Below are 17,394 nucleotides of genomic sequence, written 5' to 3'. Positions count from 1 at the left end.
TATCGTGCTGGCTGTCAATATTTGTTGACAGCCATCTTCCCGATCACCGTGTTCTGACATATCATTTTACTGTTATTGGCTTAAAACGGTGAATTTCCCATGCGTCTTGAAGTCTTCTGTGAAGACCGTCTCGGTCTGACCCGCGAATTACTCGATCTTCTTGTTTTACGTAGCATTGATTTACGTGGCATTGAGATCGATCCTGTCGGGCGAATTTACCTCAATTTTGCCGAAATTGAATTTAATACCTTCAGCAGCCTGATGGCGGAAATCCGCCGTATCGCTGGCGTTACGGATGTACGCACCATTCCCTGGATGCCCTCTGAGCGTGAGCACCTGGCGCTGAGCGCGCTGCTGGAAGCGATGCCTGAGCCGTTCCTCTCCCTGGATTTGAAAAGCAAAGTTGAGCGCGTTAACCACGCGAGCTGCCAGCTTTTCGCGCAGAGCCAGGAGAAGCTCAGCAATCATAACGCCGCGCAGCTGATCCCCGGCTTTAACTTCCAGCGCTGGCTGGACAGCAATCCGCAGAACACGCTTAGCGAGCATGTGGTGATTAACGGGCAGAATTTCCTGATGGAGATCACGCCGGTCTATCTGAAAGGGGAAGGGAATACCCGCGTGTTGACCGGGGCGGTGATCATGCTGCGCTCGACGTTACGCATGGGGCGCCAGCTGCAAAACCTCTCCAGTCAGGACGTTGGCGCGTTCAGCCAGATTATTGCCGTCAGCCCGAAAATGCGCCATGTGGTTGACCAGGCGCGCAAGCTTGCAAGCCTGACCGCGCCGCTGCTGATTACCGGGGATACCGGCACCGGGAAAGACCTGCTGGCTCATGCGGTGCATCTGGCGAGCCCGCGTGCGGCTAAGCCTTATCTGGCACTTAACTGCGCCTCTATTCCGGAAGATGCCGTTGAAAGCGAGCTGTTTGGTCACGCGCCGGAAGGCAAGAAGGGGTTCTTCGAGCAGGCTAACGGTGGCTCCGTGCTGCTGGACGAAATCGGCGAAATGTCGCCGCGCATGCAGGCTAAGCTTCTGCGTTTCCTGAACGACGGAACCTTCCGCCGCGTCGGTGAGGATCACGAAGTGCATGTGGACGTGCGCGTCATTTGCGCCACCCAGAAAAACCTGGTGGAACTGGTGCAAAAGGGGATCTTCCGCGAAGATCTCTATTACCGCCTCAACGTCCTGACGCTGAATATTCCCCCGCTGCGCGATTGCCCGCAGGACATCATGCCGCTAACGGAGCTGTTCGTCGCCCGCTTTGCCGACGAGCAGGGGGTGCCGCGTCCGAAGCTGTCTGCCGATCTCGGCACGGTGCTCATGCGCTACGGCTGGCCGGGCAACATTCGCCAGCTTAAAAACGCCGTTTATCGTGCGCTGACCCAGCTGGAAGGCTATGAACTGCGTCCGCAGGATATTCTGTTGCCTGATTACGACGCGGGGACGGTATCGGTTGGCGAAGAGGCGATGGAAGGTTCGCTGGACGATATCACCAGCCGTTTTGAGCGTTCAGTGCTGACGCAGCTGTACCGCAGCTATCCCAGCACCCGCAAGCTGGCAAAACGCCTTGGCGTCTCGCATACCGCGATCGCGAACAAGCTGCGTGAGTACGGTTTGAATCATAAGAAAGGCGACGAATAACAAAAAGCCTCTGTAAAGAGGCTTTTTACTTTGCGTTTATTCCTTCGCCATCGGCGTGTTAACGATTTCTGTTTTTGTCTCTCCCTGAATCGATGCAATCCTGTTTTCGACCTCTTTCACCTGCTGCGGGCTGTGCAGCAGGGTATAGGTCAGGTCAAACTGCGCGCTGGCACCGGGCTGCAGCTGCTTAACCCGCTTCTGCTCGCGTTCAATCGTAACGGGGTAGGCGTAGCTGGTGCCCGGCTCAATGCCCGTGACGTAGCCCTGCTTCAGCGTATCGGTGTTCTTCCATAAGGTCAGCACGGGCAGCTGGCGGGTATCAAACTGGATTGACGCGCCTTTATCTCCGGCTTTATTGACCACCGCCGCAAGCGTTTCGTGGTTATTGTCCGAGAGCGGTTTAATGTTAAAGACCATCTCATCAAAGCCTTTTGTCGGCCCGGCATAGGTTTGCCAGTCGTTAACCCCCGCTTTGGCGTAGTCATTGAACGGGCTCACGCTTGCCGCCGGCGCAAGGAAACGGGCGCCTTCTTCAAGGATCGGCGTGCCGAAGTTGCTGTGATAGATGATTTGGTAATCATGAGGGTAATCCGCATGGTTGGTCAGAACATCGTGCAGGCTGAACTGGTTGGTTCCGGGAACGTAGCGCAGTTCGGTCATGGTTTGCAGATCCGATTTTTTAAACGTGCTCTCTTTGATCAAACCCCGAACGCGGATCTCATGCGGGGCGGCATCGGCGATGTCAACCTCGACCTGCGAAACGGGGGTATTACCGGCCCTGCCGTGCAGGGTGTAAATTTGCCCGTCAGCGGTGACCGGATGTCCTGTCCACTCATAGCCACAGCGCACCATCATCTCGTTGAAACCATCCAGCCAGCCGAGACCGTTGCGGCTCTCAAGATTGATATATGCCGGATTAACGACCTCTTTAACGGGCGAATTCCACCCCAGTCGGGTGCCAAAGCCATCTACATGCAGAAGGTTCATCCCGCGGGTCGGGCTCAGGGTAATCGTCAGGCCGTCTTTACTGCTGATTATGATGACTTTGCTGCCTTCCTGTTTACCACCGTGCAAGACTTTTTGCTCAATGCTGAACGTTTGATCTTTAACTTTCAGCTCATCACTGGAAATCTTCCAGTTTCCTTTCTCTACGCTGCTTTCAGCGCTTGTCAGCACCCAGGTTTTGGCCGCTGCATGGCCAGAAATCAGTACCGCAAGGAGCGTAAAAGCGAATTTAATTTTCATATTTTATCCTTTTTGCTGAAACGATTATTTTCTTTCGTAAGCAAATCTAATGTTTAGGCAAAAAGGGAAATGTGATGTGCTTCACTGCGGTCGAAAATAGAGAATTTTAACGATTATTATGCGTTATTGATCACGTTAATGTTACGCGTCGACGTTTTTATTGCATGACTAATGTGATTTGTGAGCATTTATGCTTTAACGATTCAGCTTTATTATAATAAAAAACCCCGCCGCGGCGAGGTTGAGAATAAGTTGTATAGAATGCTAAGTACTTATTATGCTTTCAGCACGTCCAGCGCGGCAGTGTAATCCGGCTCGGTGGTGATTTCGTTAACCAGTTCGCTGAAGACAACGGTGTCGTTTTCATCCAGAACCAGTACGGCACGTGCCGCCAGACCTTTCAGTGGGCCTTCCGCGATGCTGACGCCGTATTTCTCGAGGAAATCTGCGCTGCGCAGGGTGGAGAGGGTGATAACGTTGCTCAGGCCTTCGGCACCGCAGAAACGGGACTGGGCAAACGGCAGGTCAGCGGAAATGCACAGCACAACGGTGTTGTCCATTTCAGTCGCCAGTTGGTTGAATTTACGCACGGACGCGGCACAAACGCCGGTATCAATGCTTGGGAAAATGTTCAGTACTTTGCGTTTGCCCGCAAACTGAGCCAGTGTGACGTCAGACAGATCTTTAGCCACCAGAGTAAAAGCCTGCGCTTTGCTGCCAGCCTGCGGAATGGAACCTGCAACAGCAACCGGGTTGCCCTGGAAATGAACGAGTTGTGACATAGATATCTTCCTGTTTACATATAGTTAACGTCGGGGCTAGTGTATGCCATCAGCGGATAACACGGCAAACCAAATTTTTCGCCTTTCCGGGCCGCAAGGAGTCAGTGATGAGAAGCGTTAAGGTCTATGAAGAAGCCTGGCCATTGCATACCCCGTTTGTGATCTCCCGCGGCAGTCGAAGTGAAGCCAGCGTGGTCGTGGTTGAAATTGAAGAAGAGGGGGTTAAAGGCGTTGGGGAATGTACGCCTTACCCGCGCTATGGAGAAAGTCCTGCGTCGGTGATGGCGCATATCATGACCCTGGTGCCTGACCTGCAAAAAGGGCTCACGCGCGAGGCGTTACAGCAGCGTTTACCCGCCGGGGCTGCGCGCAACGCCATCGACTGTGCGCTCTGGAGCCTTGAGGCCGCCAGGCAGCAACAATCGCTGACGTCCTTGCTGGGGGTATCGCTGCCGGAGTCCGTCGTGACGGCGCAAACGGTCGTGATTGGTGAGCCGGAGCAGATGGCTGCCAGCGCAAAAGCGCTCTATGACGCAGGGGCCACGCTGTTAAAAGTGAAGCTCGACGATCGCCTGATCAGCGAGCGGATGGTCGCCATTCGCTCGGCGGTTCCCTCGGCCACGCTGATTGTTGATGCCAACGAGTCGTGGCATCCCGAGGGGCTTGCCGCGCGATGCCAGCTGCTGGCTGACCTGGGCGTGGCGATGCTGGAACAGCCTCTGCCAGCGAAGGATGATGCGGCGCTGAAGAATTTTATCCATCCGCTGCCCGTCTGTGCGGATGAAAGCTGCCATACCCGCGAGAATTTGAGCGCGCTTAAGGGCAGCTATGAGATGGTCAATATCAAGCTCGACAAGACCGGCGGGCTGACAGAAGCGCTGGCCCTGGCGGCGGAAGCGCAGGCGCAGGGCTTTTCCCTGATGCTGGGATGCATGCTCTGCACATCCCGGGCGATCGGCGCGGCGCTGCCGCTGGTCAATCAGGTCCGTTTCGCCGATCTGGACGGCCCGACGTGGCTGGCGGTTGACGTTTCGCCGGCGCTTAATTTTACCAGCGGCGTGCTTCATCTTTGAGGCTGCCAGCGCAGTAGCTCCATCATCGCGTTTAAGTATTTTTCGCTGGCTTCGTCGGAGGAAATTGGCGGAAATTCAGCGGTGATGCAGGGCAGGCTCAAATCGGCGCACCAGCTACCGAACGATCCGGGTGTTTCATAGCCGACGCTGGTGACGAGCGGCAGGGCGAAAGCCTGCGCCAGCCACGCGCCCAGTTCGGAGTGACGCGGATCTTCAATGCAGGCCAGCGGATCGTGGAAGGAGACAACCCAGGCGGGGTGGATCTTATGGATAAGCTGGCACAGCGCCTGCGTTTCCGGCTCCGAGCCAGGCTTGTCTCCCGTCAGCAGCACCACGTCTCGCTCCTCGGCGGAGCTGTTCCAGCGATAAACCGTTTCTCCTGCGCGCCAGTTTGCCGCCGGGAAATTACGGTTCAGGTCAACGCCCCTCGCATTCGCCCGTAATCCAAGCTGACAGCCGTCCGGATTGACGGCAAGAATCACGTGGTGACGGCGCAATGAAGGCGTCAGCGTCCGCAGCGCGCAGGAAAGCGTGACGATGGACGAGTTCTCGTCTCCGTGCGTGCCGGCAATGATCAAACCGCTGCTGCGATCGGCATCGGGCGCCGGGAACCAGATCAGCGATGCGCCTAAAAATGAGCGGCCATATTGCTCAGCGCCCGGCGGAAAGGCCCCGCGCTCCGCTCGTGGTCGGGTGATTGCCATACGAAATCCTGATAAAGAAGTCTCTACTGGCAGTGTTGTGCAAAACCCGCTGTTAATCAAATAGTTTCCGTAACGCTTGAGAATTGCCTTAAATCACTATTCAGGCGTAAGGTATTTGCATTTCTCTGTTTCGAAACAAATAATTACGCATCTGCTTGTTACCTGAATTCATCAAAGGGGATCTTATGAAGCATCCTGTTTCGCGTCTTTGCGCTGCACTGTACCTGTGCGGACTCTCTACACTCTCGTACGCTGCTGATGTGCCCCAGGGCACGGTACTGGCGCAAAAACAGGAGCTGGTCAGGCATATTAAAGACGAGCCGGCTTCACTCGATCCGGCAAAAGCGGTGGGATTACCCGAGATTCAGGTAATTCGCGATCTTTTCGAAGGGCTGGTGAATCAGAACGAGAAAGGGGAGCTGACCCCCGGCGTGGCGACGCGCTGGCAGAGCAACGATAACCGTATCTGGACGTTCACCCTGCGCGATAACGCCAAATGGTCTGACGGTACGCCCGTCACCGCGCAGGATTTTGTCTACAGCTGGCAGCGTCTGGTTGACCCGAAAACCACGTCTCCGTTTGCCTGGTTTGCGGCGCTGGCGGGCATCAATAACGCGCAGGCCATTATCGATGGCAAAGCGGCGCCAGATACCCTGGGCGTGACGGCGGTGGATGCCAGAACCTTACGCGTCCAGCTGGACAAACCGCTCCCGTGGTTTAGCAACCTGACGGCAAACTTCGCCTTCTATCCGGTGCAAAAAGCGAACGTTGAAAGCGGGAAAGAGTGGACGCGTCCGGGCGCTCTGGTGGGTAACGGCGCGTACGTCCTGAACGACCGCGTGGTGAATGAAAAACTGGTTGTCGTGCCAAATACGCACTACTGGGACAACGCGAAAACTGTCCTGCAAAAAGTGACCTTCATTCCGATTAATCAGGAATCGTCCGCCACTAAGCGCTATCTGGCGGGGGATATTGATATCACCGAATCGTTCCCGAAAAACATGTATCAGAAGCTCCTGAAGGACATTCCGGGACAGGTGTATACACCGCCTCAGCTCGGGACCTATTACTATGCGTTTAACACGCAAAAGGGCCCGACGGCCGATGCCCGGGTTCGTCTTGCGCTGAGCATGACTATCGATCGCCGCATTATGGCGGAAAAGGTATTAGGTACAGGCGAGAAGCCGGCCTGGCATTTCACCCCAGACGTGACGGCGGGCTTCACCCCTGAGCCTTCACCGTTCGAGCAGATGTCCCAGCAGGAGCTGAACGCTCAGGCGAAAACTTTGCTCCAGGCCGCAGGTTACGGCCCGCAGCGTCCGCTGAAGTTGACCCTGCTGTACAACACCTCGGAAAACCATCAGAAAATCGCCATTGCGGTGGCGTCCATGTGGAAGAAAAATCTCGGTGTGGACGTCAAACTGCAAAACCAGGAGTGGAAAACCTATATCGACAGCCGTAATACCGGCAATTTTGATGTGATCCGCGCGTCATGGGTAGGCGATTACAATGAGCCGTCGACCTTCCTGTCCCTGCTGACCTCCACCCACAGCGGCAATATCTCGCGTTTCAACGACCCGGCCTACGATAAAATTATCCACCAGGCGACGCTGGAAACCACGGCGAAAGCGCGTAATACGGACTACAACATGGCGGAGAAAATCCTCCTGGAGAAAGCGCCTATCGCGCCCATTTACCAGTACACCAATGGTCGCCTGATTAAGCCCTGGGTGAAAGGCTACCCCATCAATAACCCGGAAGACGTGGCGTATAGCCGGACCATGTATATCGAGAAGCACTGATGTTTTATGAGGCCTGGCGCATTCTCGCGCCAGACCTGCAATTCGCGGTACCGCTTCATTCGCTATGCGTGGCCCGATACCTGGTCTCTGTTATTCTAACAGCGCATTAAACTTCGCCAGCCACTGCGGATGCGCGGGCCAGGCGGGAGCCGTCACCAGGTTACCGTCTACATGGGCCTGATCGATGCCGATAGCGGCGTAGTGTCCGCCGCTGAGACGGACTTCAGGCGCGCAGGCCGGGTAGGCGCTACAGGTTCGTCCTTTCAGAATGCCCGCGGCAGCAAGCAGCTGTGGGCCGTGGCACACCGCGGCAATCGGCTTACGCGCGGCGTCAAATGCCTGTACCAGCTTTAAGACGTCCTCATTTAACCGCAGATACTCGGGGGCTCTCCCGCCGGGGATGAGCAGCGCGTCGTAGTCCTGCTCCTTTACGGCTGAAAAATCGGCGTTGAGGGTAAAGCGGTGACCGGGCTTTTCGCTGTAGGTCTGGGCGCCGTCAAAGTCATGAATTGCCGTCATGATGTAGTCGCCCTTCGGTTTGTCGGGGCAGACCGCATCCACCTGATGACCAATCATCTGCAACGCCTGAAAAGGCACCATGGTTTCGTAATCTTCGGCGTAATCGCCAACCAGCATCAGGATCTTCTTGCTCATCTTTCCTCACCTCTATCAATAAAGATGATTAAGATATAGCCTGGCGTGGCTGAATTGCCGGAAATAAAAAAGCCCGTCAGAGCACGGGCAACATAAGCAAATGAATAAGTGATTCGTTATCAACGTTGTTGGAGGATAACGCCGCGTATTTTACGCGGCTGTAACGGAAGCAGATACCTGACATATTCGGTAGGTGAAACAAGCGATTAAACGTGCGTTACGGTGCGTCGAAGGTCGGGTAAAGGCTATTTTCCAGGAACTCGACGAGATACCAGATCTCACCGCTAAAAATAAACCAGAAGCCAAATATAATAAGGAGTAAAATAATTAAGGTGAGTATTATTTCTGTTTTTCCCATTGCGGCTTTTACCCACCTGACGCTAATTGATTCGAGGTGGGCATTGTAGCGGGGCTTTTCCGGATACTCCAGTTTCATGCCGCAAGGACTTTATTGCGTCCGTCATTTTTAGCGCGATACAGCGCATCGTCCACACGCTTAAACAGCTCGTCAATACTCTCTCCCTGATTGTGCCGCGCTACGCCGATGCTGACGGTAAACCGCGGCAAGCCTGGAATCGTAATGCGGGCAACGGCTGCACGGACTGACTCGGCAATCTGCATCGCGGTGTCGAGAGAGGTGCGCGGCAGCAGGATAACGAACTCTTCGCCACCCCAGCGGAACACCATATCGCCCTCCCGACTACAGTCTTCCAGCGTCCGGGAAAGGGCGATAAGCACCTCATCGCCTTTCAGATGGCCGAACAGGTCATTAATGTTTTTGAAATGGTCGGTATCCACCAGCAGCAGGCTAAATTGCTGCTGCGAGGGAAGTTTATTCAGATTGCTTTGATCGGTAATCGCGTAGAACTGGCGCCGGTTGAGTAACCCCGTCATTGAGTCACGTAACGCCGCATGTTCCAGCTCCTGCTCCAGCCTTTTTTGCTCGGTGATATCGTGGATGATGCACAGCATCAGCTTGTCACCGTAAATCTCAATGGGCCCGGCATACGTCTGAACGTGGCGGGTGGATCCATCGGCAAGGCGGTGAACAAAATTGAGCGGCTTGTGACCACCGGGCAGAGCGGCAATCGCAGTCATAATGGGCATCACATCTCGCCCCAGCGTATTGATTTCCCAGGTATGCTTACTGCACATGTCATCATGTGAATAACCATAAAAATTGAGCGCGGCCAGATTCGCATCGACGATTTGACCGTCGCGGGCCGGATCGATTAACAGCATTGGGGCGCTGTTGGTCAGAAAAAAGCGCGCATAAAAACCCTGTTTTTTCCGCCGGTAGGTAGCGGAACGGCTGGCCTTCAATCCTGAGAGTATTTGTTGGGAGATGCCCTCGAAAACAATCACATCGCCCCAGGGCGCGTAGTGGGCAAGCGAGAGGCGACAGCTTAACGGCGTATCCTGTCCATCCCGTCTTGTTGTCCAGATTTCGACGATCTCCTGCTCTGTTTTCAGTTCAGATACATACATCGACAGGACGGTTTGCGCACTGGCTGAATAGATCCCTTTGCGCAGGTCATCGAGCGTTTTATCCCCCATGATCTGCGTTGCGGCCACATTCGCAAAAATGATCTTTTCCGACACGGGTGAAACGAGCCACACGGGTGTTTTAATTACATTCAACGCATCAAAACAAGGTTGCGACATAGGCGTTTCCTGTTCATCGACAACATGTGCCTGACAATTATGACAGAATTGACTCGCGTGTACTCCCTTGAAACATACTCCACTTAACCCCGTCAGGCATGATTTTTTTGAGAAATAAATGCGGGGTCCGTTTGAATTTTATTAATGGGTATAATCTGTTTGTCTGAGTTTATCTGCAGCAGTAGCCACGGTACCTGTTCGGCAGGTAAGGGGCGGGAGAAAAGATATCCCTGCAGGTAATCGCAGCCGAGACGGGTGAGAACCGCCTGCTGTTCTTCCGTCTCGATCCCTTCTGCCACCACATTCATCTCCATGGTCCGGGCGATACTGATAATGGTTTCAACCAGCTTGTAGCTTTTTTCATTTTCCAGCATCGACGTGACAAAGCTTCTGTCGATCTTGAGTTCTTTGGCCGGAAGCACGCTCAGCATCAAAAGGTTGGAATAGCCCGTCCCAAAATCATCAATCGAGACAACGATCCCCGCGTGATTAAACGCATTGAGCAACTCAATGCTGCGGTCCAGATTTTTAAGCGCGGTGCTTTCCGTTACCTCCAGAATCAGCCGGGACGGAGACAAGTTATATTTTTCCAGCTTCGACGAGACGATCTGGAAAATATCAGGCTGTTCAAACTGGATGGGGGATAGGTTGAGAGACAGCGTCCACTGGCTGAAACCTTGCTCAGTCCAGAAATGAAGCTGTCGGCACGCCGCTTCAATGGCCCAGTTACCTACCGGAATAATTAAGCCCGTTTGTTCCAGGGAGGGGATAAACAGATTAGGCAGCACAACCCCTTGCTCAGGATGTCGCCAGCGCAGAAGGGCTTCAAAACCGTGAATGGTTTTCTCTCCCGCATGCCAGGTTGGCTGGTACCACAGCTCAAACTGATCGCGCTCAAGCGCCTGCGAAAGCTCCTGCAGGAAACCGGGTTTCGCCGGGATCGCCGTTGACATCTCGGCCCGATAAATCCCCCAGCCGTTGCGGCCATCTTCCTTGACGCGATGTAATGCTGCATCCGCCTTGAGCTTCAGCTCGTGCAGCGTTTCGCCGTCCTGAGGATAGAGGCTGACGCCCGCGCTGATAGTCGTGCTTAACGTATGCCCGCAGACAGAAAGAGGGCGTCGCACGTCTTCGAGCAGCGCGGTGACCAGGGCGTTGAGCCTGTCATCGTCACATTCCGGCACCAGCAGGATAAAGGCGTCGCCTCCCAGCCTTGCCAGGGTCATCTCGCGCGTGAGCCGGGCCGTGATGCGCTGCGCGACCGCGATCAATAGCTCATCACCGACGCTGTGACCCCACGTATCGTTAACGCGTTTGAAGTGATCGACGTTCAGGAAAATAACCGCAAATGGCTTCTTGCTCAGCAGCGCGCTGCGCAGACAATCCTGCATGCGGAGATCCATCTGGTGGCGGTTTGCGAGCCCGGTGAGCGCGTCAAAACGCGCCTGTAGCTCAAGCTGGCGGTTGAGCTGATGCAGATTATCCGTCAGCCGGTTGGTGCGCCGGTGGGAATCGATCAGTGAAATGATTAACATCACGCCGAGCAGGCAGAGCGTGGTGACCGAAACCCAGATGGATAACCCCAGCTCGCCGATCCCGCCCGGGAGGGTATGCGCCATTTCCTGAAACTGCGCGGCACTCATGCCGGTATAGTGCATCGCACAAATGGCGGCACCCATGATGAAGGCCGCGAGAATGCGATTGATAAAGACGCCTTTGTGTTTATCCCGCAGTCGGAAAGCCAGCCACAGCGCCGTGCCGGAGGCAACAACCGCAATAACCACGGACAACCCCACGAGGCGGCGATCCCAGATGATGCTGCCATCCAGCATCAGGGCCGCCATACCGATGTAGTGCATCGACACCACGCCAGCGCTCAGGATCGCCGTGGCAAAGATCAGTCGAAAGGGAGAAAGTTTTTTGCCCGCGACGGCAATATTAAGTGCCGTGGCCGATGCAACCACCGCGACGCCCAGTGACGCAAGGGTTAACCAGAGGTCGTAGCTCATCATCATGGGCATTTGCATCGACAGCATGCCGATAAAGTGCATCGACCAAATGCCAATGCCCAGCGTGACCCCACCGGCAATGCGCCAGAACAGGGCAGCCTTTCGGCTGGAGAGGGGGATCTTTCCGGCGCTGTCCAGCGCCACAAAGGAGGCGATAAACGCCACCAGATAAGAGATAGCGATTAACACAGGGTCCCACGATATATTGAGCATTATGCAATCCCACGCCTGAGAGGGTTACCGATTTCGCCTGCCGGATACATCTTTATCGGGCAACGAACATGCGCATTCAAACCATATTAGTTATTTATCGTGAAAAATGACCAGTCATATTAATACTCTAAAACTTATTAAGAATATAAAATATATTCTCTCGTTAATATATTAAGCATTGCTAAACAAGAACGAATAACAGTAGCAAAGCTCCTTAAATATGAGGGCGATCGTGTCGTCTCACCGCGGGCGATACTATCGCTTAACATGGCTGGAGACCAGTATCACAGCATGCTGAGCAAAACATTTTCACTAATACGCTCTTTTTATCTGACTTAACGTAAATCTCAGGATGCTAACGGCGAAACAAAAAACAAGCGTTGTTTGCGATGAAAAACTTCTGGGCCAATGCTATAAGTCTAAGTGCCGACCAAAATATAAAACGTGGGTATTATCATGCTAAAAAATATTAGTGTAAGGACCTTTATTATCGGGTTCCTTTTCTCTCTTTTTTTGGTAAGTGCAGGTGTCGTTGTTCTAATTTCCAGCAATACGTCTCTCTTTATTTCGCTTAATGTCATCAATTTCGTTGCGCTATTTTTGCTCTGGGTCTATATGACGAAGTATCTTGTGACGCCGATCAATACGGTGAAGAGAAGTATTGAGGAGGTGACCGCAGGTAACCTTGGCGTATCTATCCCTGAATTTGGCAATAACTGCGCGGGCCGACTCATCCCCGGCATAAACAGCCTTTCCGGCAATATTGCGACGCTGGTGCGTGAGATCAGGGCATCATCGCAAACCGCCATGACCTTATCGGATCAACTCTCGGCACGTAGCGCTCAGCTTTCGGTGAAAACCGAACAGCAGTCCGCGTCTTTGGTGCAAACCGCAGCCAGCATGGAGCAAATGGCCGCGAGCACCAAAAACAATGCCGATAACACCCGCCTGGCGAGCGAGCAGGCAAATGTGGCGACGTTACAGGCGCGCAAGGGCGGCGAGCTGATGGGGCAGGTCGCCAGCAATATGCAGTCCATTACCGAATGCGCGCAACAGATGACGGAGATTATTTCGCTCATTGACGGCATTGCGTTCCAGACAAATATCCTGGCGCTCAACGCGGCCGTGGAGGCGGCAAGGGCGGGCGATCATGGCAAGGGTTTTTCTGTCGTCGCGGAAGAGGTAAGAAACCTGGCACACCGCAGCGCGGAGGCCGCGAAGAATATCAAAACGCTGATTGAAGTCACCAGCAGTAACGTCACGCAGGGAGCCAGCGTTGTGTCACAGGCAGAGAAAAACATGCATGAAATCGTGACGGGCTCGGGGAATGTCAGCCGCTTAATGGACGACATTTCCGCGTCAACCTCAGAGCAGGAGAAAGGCATTTCTCAGATTACCCTGGCGCTATCGGAGCTGGAGCGGGTTACGCAAAGTAACGTGGCAATGGCAGAGGAACTCAACGGTTCGTCTGATGTACTGCGTAATCAGGTGATTGAGCTGCAAACCCGGACGCGTAATTTCAGGCTCGATCAGTCATCCTTGTCCTCATCACCTGGCGGTTCGCCATCCTTCCTCCAGCGGCCAGAGCACTCTCTCTGACAGCACCTCAAAGCCTGGCATGCCAGGCTTTTTTCATGCCTCCGCCTGGTATGTACAATTCCTGAGCGATTTCAGCGCGATGGGATACATAGTTGTTGCTTAACACCTGATGAAAGCTAGACTGACACCGAAGAGCTAAAAAGGTGGAGGCGCTGTGGAAAGCATTAAAGGATCTGAACTAAACGTTCCAGACGCAGTTTTTGCGTGGGTGCTGGATGGTCGCGGCGGTGCGCGACCGCTGGAAGATAATGATGTGATCGATAGTGCGCATCCCTGCTGGCTACATCTGAACTACACCCACCCGGACAGCGCTGACTGGCTGGCCTCGACGCCGCTCTTGCCCAATAACGTGCGCGATGCGCTGGCGGGTGAAAGCCTGCGGCCCCGCGTGAGCCGAATGGGTGACGGGACGCTGATCACCCTGCGCTGCATTAACGGCAGCACGGATGAACGCCCGGATCAGCTGGTTGCGATGCGTGTCTACATGGACGATGGGCTCATTGTGTCGACCCGCCAGCGAAAAGTTCTGGCGCTGGATGACATTGTCAACGATCTGAAAGAGGGCACCGGGCCGGTCGACTGCGGCAGCTGGCTGGTGGACGTCTGCGACGCCCTTACCGATCATGCGAGTGAATTTATTGAAGAGCTGCACGACAAAATCATCGACCTGGAAGATAACCTGCTCGATCAGCAGATCCCGCCGCGCGGTTTTCTGGCCTTATTGCGTAAGCAGTTGATTGTGATGCGCCGCTACATGACGCCGCAGCGCGACGTGTATGCGCGTCTTGCCAGCGAAAGGCTCGCCTGGATGAATGACGATCAGCGACGCAGAATGCAGGATATTGCCGACAGGCTGGGGCGCGGGCTGGACGAGATTGATTCCTGTATTGCCAGAACGGCGGTGATGGCGGACGAAATCGCGCAGGTGATGCAGGAGTCTCTGGCGAGAAGAACCTATACGATGTCCCTGATGGCGATGGTGTTTTTACCCAGCACGTTTCTTACCGGGCTGTTTGGCGTGAACCTTGGGGGAATTCCGGGTGGCGCTTATCGCTACGGCTTTACCGCGTTTTGCGTGATGTTAGTTGTTTTGATTGGTGGTGTTGCATGGTGGTTGCATCGTAGTAAATGGCTGTAAATTTACGCTTTTTTCAGCTTTTAACGGGATCAAAACGCTCTTTTAATTGAGCGAAGTCAATAAACATCTACCCCGTAAGGTGCAATATTACTCCCGCAGGTGAATGCAACGTCAAGCGATGGGCGTTGCGCTCCATATTGTCTTACTTCCTTTTTTGAATTACTGCATAGCACAATTGATTCGTACGACGCCGACTTCATAGTCGGCTTTTTTTTGCCTCCTGATTCTCAGCGTCTACCCTAAAAGGGACGACAGCAAATTCTGGAGGGAATGATGAGCATCCTGAACGCTCTGCTACTGCAACAATCGCGTCAATCCGATCCCGTCCCCACCGATCCGGTGCCAATGCCCGATCCCATCCCGCGTCCGCAGCCGATGCCCGACCCGCCGCCAGATCAAGAACCGATTAAATTGTCGCATCGAACCGCGAGATCTGCGAGGATACGCGCCATCTGACCGCAAAGATGACCACGAGAGACTACTGTGACCGCTTTTTCTACCCTGAATGTTCTGCCCGCCGCCCAACTCGATAACCTCAACGAGTTGGGTTACCTCACGATGACGCCTGTTCAGGCGGCCGCGTTGCCCGCCATCCTCGAGGGCCGTGACGTGCGCGTGCAGGCGAAAACGGGCAGCGGGAAAACGGCGGCATTTGGCCTTGGCCTGTTGCAGCACATCGATGCGGCACTTTTTCAGACCCAGTCTCTGGTGCTGTGCCCGACCCGCGAACTGGCAGACCAGGTTGCGGGTGAACTGCGTCGTCTGGCGCGTTTCCTGCCCAACACCAAGATTTTAACCCTCTGCGGCGGACAGCCGTTCGGCGCGCAGCGTGATTCACTTCAGCATGCGCCGCACATTATTGTCGCAACGCCCGGCCGCCTGCTGGATCACCTGCAAAAAGGCACCGTCTCGCTGGATGCGTTACAAACGCTGGTGATGGATGAGGCAGACAGGATGCTGGATATGGGCTTCAGCGATGCAATTGACGAGGTGATCCGTTTCGCCCCGGCCGATCGTCAGACGCTGCTGTTCTCCGCGACCTGGCCGGAGGCCATCGCCGCCATCAGCGGGCGCGTGCAGAAAAATCCGCTTACCATTGAAATCGACAGCGTAGATGCGCTGCCCGCTATCGAGCAGCAGTTCTTTGAAACTTCGCAGCAGGGGAAAATTTCGCTCCTGCAGAAATTGCTGAGCCAGCATCAGCCTGCGTCCTGCGTGGTGTTCTGTAATACCAAAAAAGACTGTCAGTCGGTCTGTGATGCCCTGAATGCCGCCGGCCAGAGCGCATTGTCGCTGCATGGCGATCTGGAACAGCGCGATCGCGATCAGACGCTGGTCCGCTTCGCTAACGGCAGCGCCCGCGTTCTTGTTGCAACCGACGTCGCTGCGCGCGGTCTGGATATTAAATCCCTGGAGCTGGTGGTGAACTTTGAGCTGGCGTGGGATCCTGAAGTGCACGTGCACCGTATTGGCCGTACCGCGCGCGCGGGAAACAGCGGTCTGGCGATCAGCTTTTGCGCGCCGGAAGAGGCGCAGCGCGCCAACATTCTCTCTGAGATGCTGCAGATTAAGCTGAACTGGATGAATGCACCGGCCAGCGCCGGCATTGTGCCGCTGGAGGCTGAAATGGCGACGCTGTGCATTGATGGCGGTAAAAAAGCCAAGATGCGTCCAGGTGACGTATTAGGGGCGCTGACCGGGGATGTGGGTCTGGACGGGGCGGATATCGGCAAGATTGCGGTCCATCCGGCGCATGTCTACGTAGCGGTTCGCCAGGCGGTTGCCCATAAGGCATGGAAGCAGCTGCAAAACGGGAAAATTAAGGGTAAAACCTGTCGCGTACGTCTGCTGAAATAAAGAATGAAGCGTCTCAGAAGGTGTTTCTGAGACGCTAATCGCTTACTTCACTTCAAGCACGTTGAGACGCAGCTCTTCAAACTGATTGTCATCTTCTTCCGGCTGCCAGCCCGCTGGCTGCATGGGAATATCTTCCCGATCAAACGCCAGGTCTCCGCCGTTCACAACTTCTGACTCGTGGTTTATGCCTTTAAAGTCGAACAGCTCCACATCCGCGAGATGGGAAGGGACGACGTTCTGCATCGCGCTGAACATGGTTTCGATACGCCCTGGATAACGCTTATCCCAGTCGCGCAGCATGTCGCCAATCACCTGACGCTGCAGGTTCGGCTGAGAGCCGCACAGGTTACATGGAATGATCGGGAAACCTTTAGCCTGAGAAAAACGCTCAATGTCTTTTTCGCGGCAGTAGGCGAGAGGGCGGATCACAATGTGCTTGCCGTCATCGCTCATCAGCTTAGGCGGCATGCCTTTCATCTTGCCGCCGTAGAACATATTGAGGAACAGCGTTTGCAGGATATCGTCGCGGTGATGGCCCAGCGCAATTTTGGTCGCGCCCAGCTCCGTCGCGGTACGATACAAAATGCCGCGGCGCAGACGAGAGCAGAGTGAGCAGGTGGTTTTCCCTTCCGGGATTTTCTCTTTCACAATGCCGTAGGTATTTTCTTCGACGATTTTGTACTCAACGCCCAGCTTCTCGAGGTATTCCGGCAGAATGTGCTCCGGGAAGCCCGGCTGTTTCTGGTCAAGGTTGACCGCCACCAGGGAAAATTTCACCGGTGCGCTTTGCTGAAGATTACGCAGGATCTCCAGCATGGTATAGCTGTCTTTACCCCCTGACAGGCAGACCATGATGCGGTCACCTTCTTCAATCATTTTGAAGTCTGCAATGGCTTCGCCCACGTTACGGCGCAGTCGCTTTTGCAGTTTATTCAGGTTGTATTGCTCTTTTTTGTTAATCTCTTGATTCTGTTGCATTTAGTACTACCTTCGGAGCCAGCAGGGGCAAATA

Annotated in this window: 15 protein-coding genes; 7 read left to right on the top strand and 8 right to left on the bottom strand. The window is 54.5% G+C overall.

The annotated features are described in order from the left end of the window. Positions 1–99 precede the first annotated feature (99 nt). Positions 100–1,641 carry a transcriptional regulator TyrR gene (gene tyrR / locus HB664_RS14845; protein ID WP_023312028.1) on the top strand — a complete coding sequence of 514 codons (1,542 nt, stop codon included), beginning with the start codon at positions 100–102 and terminating at the stop codon, positions 1,639–1,641. A 36-nt stretch (positions 1,642–1,677) separates the two neighbouring features. On the opposite strand, the gene HB664_RS14840 is transcribed toward tyrR, so the two are convergent. After that, on the bottom strand, positions 1,678–2,886 hold the full coding sequence (locus HB664_RS14840) for an aldose 1-epimerase family protein (protein WP_219939715.1): 1,209 nt from the start codon (positions 2,884–2,886) through the stop codon (positions 1,678–1,680). A 275-nt stretch (positions 2,887–3,161) separates the two neighbouring features. After that, positions 3,162–3,668 (bottom strand): thiol peroxidase, encoded by a 507-nt coding sequence (gene tpx, locus HB664_RS14835; protein ID WP_023335907.1) that lies wholly within the window; start codon positions 3,666–3,668, stop codon positions 3,162–3,164. Positions 3,669–3,775: 107 nt separating this feature from the next. Here tpx and ycjG point away from each other — a divergent pair, with 107 nt between their 5' ends. After that, a complete protein-coding gene (ycjG, locus tag HB664_RS14830; protein ID WP_219939714.1) occupies positions 3,776–4,741 on the top strand; it encodes an L-Ala-D/L-Glu epimerase in 966 nt (321 codons plus the stop codon). Here ycjG and mpaA read toward each other — a convergent pair. Continuing rightward, positions 4,732–5,445, bottom strand: coding sequence for a murein tripeptide amidase MpaA (mpaA, locus tag HB664_RS14825; RefSeq protein ID WP_045889286.1), 714 nt, complete (start codon positions 5,443–5,445; stop codon positions 4,732–4,734). The genes ycjG and mpaA overlap by 10 nt on opposite strands. Positions 5,446–5,630: 185 nt before the next feature. Here mpaA and HB664_RS14820 point away from each other — a divergent pair, with 185 nt between their 5' ends. Beyond that, positions 5,631–7,247: an ABC transporter substrate-binding protein gene (locus tag HB664_RS14820; protein ID WP_167818633.1), complete on the top strand. Its 1,617-nt coding sequence runs from the start codon at positions 5,631–5,633 to the stop codon at positions 7,245–7,247. Positions 7,248–7,337: 90 nt separating this feature from the next. Here HB664_RS14820 and HB664_RS14815 read toward each other — a convergent pair whose 3' ends face one another. The 4 genes from HB664_RS14815 to HB664_RS14800 form a co-directional block, all read right to left on the bottom strand. Further along, the gene (locus HB664_RS14815; RefSeq protein ID WP_033145709.1) at positions 7,338–7,901 is read right to left on the bottom strand and encodes a DJ-1/PfpI family protein; all 564 of its coding nucleotides are present in this window, start codon (positions 7,899–7,901) and stop codon (positions 7,338–7,340) included. A 217-nt stretch (positions 7,902–8,118) separates the two neighbouring features. After that, positions 8,119–8,259: an Ecr family regulatory small membrane protein gene (locus HB664_RS14810; protein ID WP_021240268.1), complete on the bottom strand. Its 141-nt coding sequence runs from the start codon at positions 8,257–8,259 to the stop codon at positions 8,119–8,121. A gap of 74 nt (positions 8,260–8,333) precedes the next feature. Next, positions 8,334–9,566, bottom strand: coding sequence for a sensor domain-containing diguanylate cyclase (locus HB664_RS14805; protein ID WP_219939713.1), 1,233 nt, complete (start codon positions 9,564–9,566; stop codon positions 8,334–8,336). 92 nt (positions 9,567–9,658) lie between these two features. Further along, the gene (locus tag HB664_RS14800; protein ID WP_219939712.1) at positions 9,659–11,788 is read right to left on the bottom strand and encodes a bifunctional diguanylate cyclase/phosphodiesterase; all 2,130 of its coding nucleotides are present in this window, start codon (positions 11,786–11,788) and stop codon (positions 9,659–9,661) included. Positions 11,789–12,244: 456 nt separating this feature from the next. On the opposite strand from HB664_RS14800, the gene HB664_RS14795 reads away from it, so the two are divergent. From HB664_RS14795 to dbpA, 4 genes are all read left to right on the top strand, one after another. After that, on the top strand, positions 12,245–13,387 hold the full coding sequence (locus tag HB664_RS14795; protein WP_182930760.1) for a methyl-accepting chemotaxis protein: 1,143 nt from the start codon (positions 12,245–12,247) through the stop codon (positions 13,385–13,387). A gap of 154 nt (positions 13,388–13,541) precedes the next feature. Next, positions 13,542–14,525, top strand: a complete 984-nt coding sequence (gene zntB, locus HB664_RS14790) for a zinc transporter ZntB (protein WP_023335899.1) — start codon at positions 13,542–13,544, stop codon at positions 14,523–14,525. A 282-nt stretch (positions 14,526–14,807) separates the two neighbouring features. After that, the gene (locus tag HB664_RS22960; RefSeq protein WP_305089335.1) at positions 14,808–14,981 is read left to right on the top strand and encodes a hypothetical protein; all 174 of its coding nucleotides are present in this window, start codon (positions 14,808–14,810) and stop codon (positions 14,979–14,981) included. Between the two features lie 27 nt (positions 14,982–15,008). Next, on the top strand, positions 15,009–16,382 hold the full coding sequence (dbpA, locus tag HB664_RS14785; protein ID WP_219939711.1) for an ATP-dependent RNA helicase DbpA: 1,374 nt from the start codon (positions 15,009–15,011) through the stop codon (positions 16,380–16,382). Positions 16,383–16,424: 42 nt separating this feature from the next. Here the strand turns inward: dbpA and ttcA are convergent, their stop codons facing one another. Beyond that, complete coding sequence (ttcA, locus tag HB664_RS14780; RefSeq protein ID WP_219939710.1) at positions 16,425–17,360, bottom strand: tRNA 2-thiocytidine(32) synthetase TtcA; 936 nt, start codon at positions 17,358–17,360, stop codon at positions 16,425–16,427. Positions 17,361–17,394: the final 34 nt, after the last annotated feature.

The sequence above is a fragment of the Enterobacter sp. DNB-S2 genome, from assembly GCF_019443845.1.
Taxonomy (GTDB): Bacteria; Pseudomonadota; Gammaproteobacteria; order Enterobacterales; family Enterobacteriaceae; genus Enterobacter; species Enterobacter asburiae_B.
Note: the sequence above shows the minus strand (reverse complement) of the source record. Positions and strands in the feature narration are given on the sequence as shown.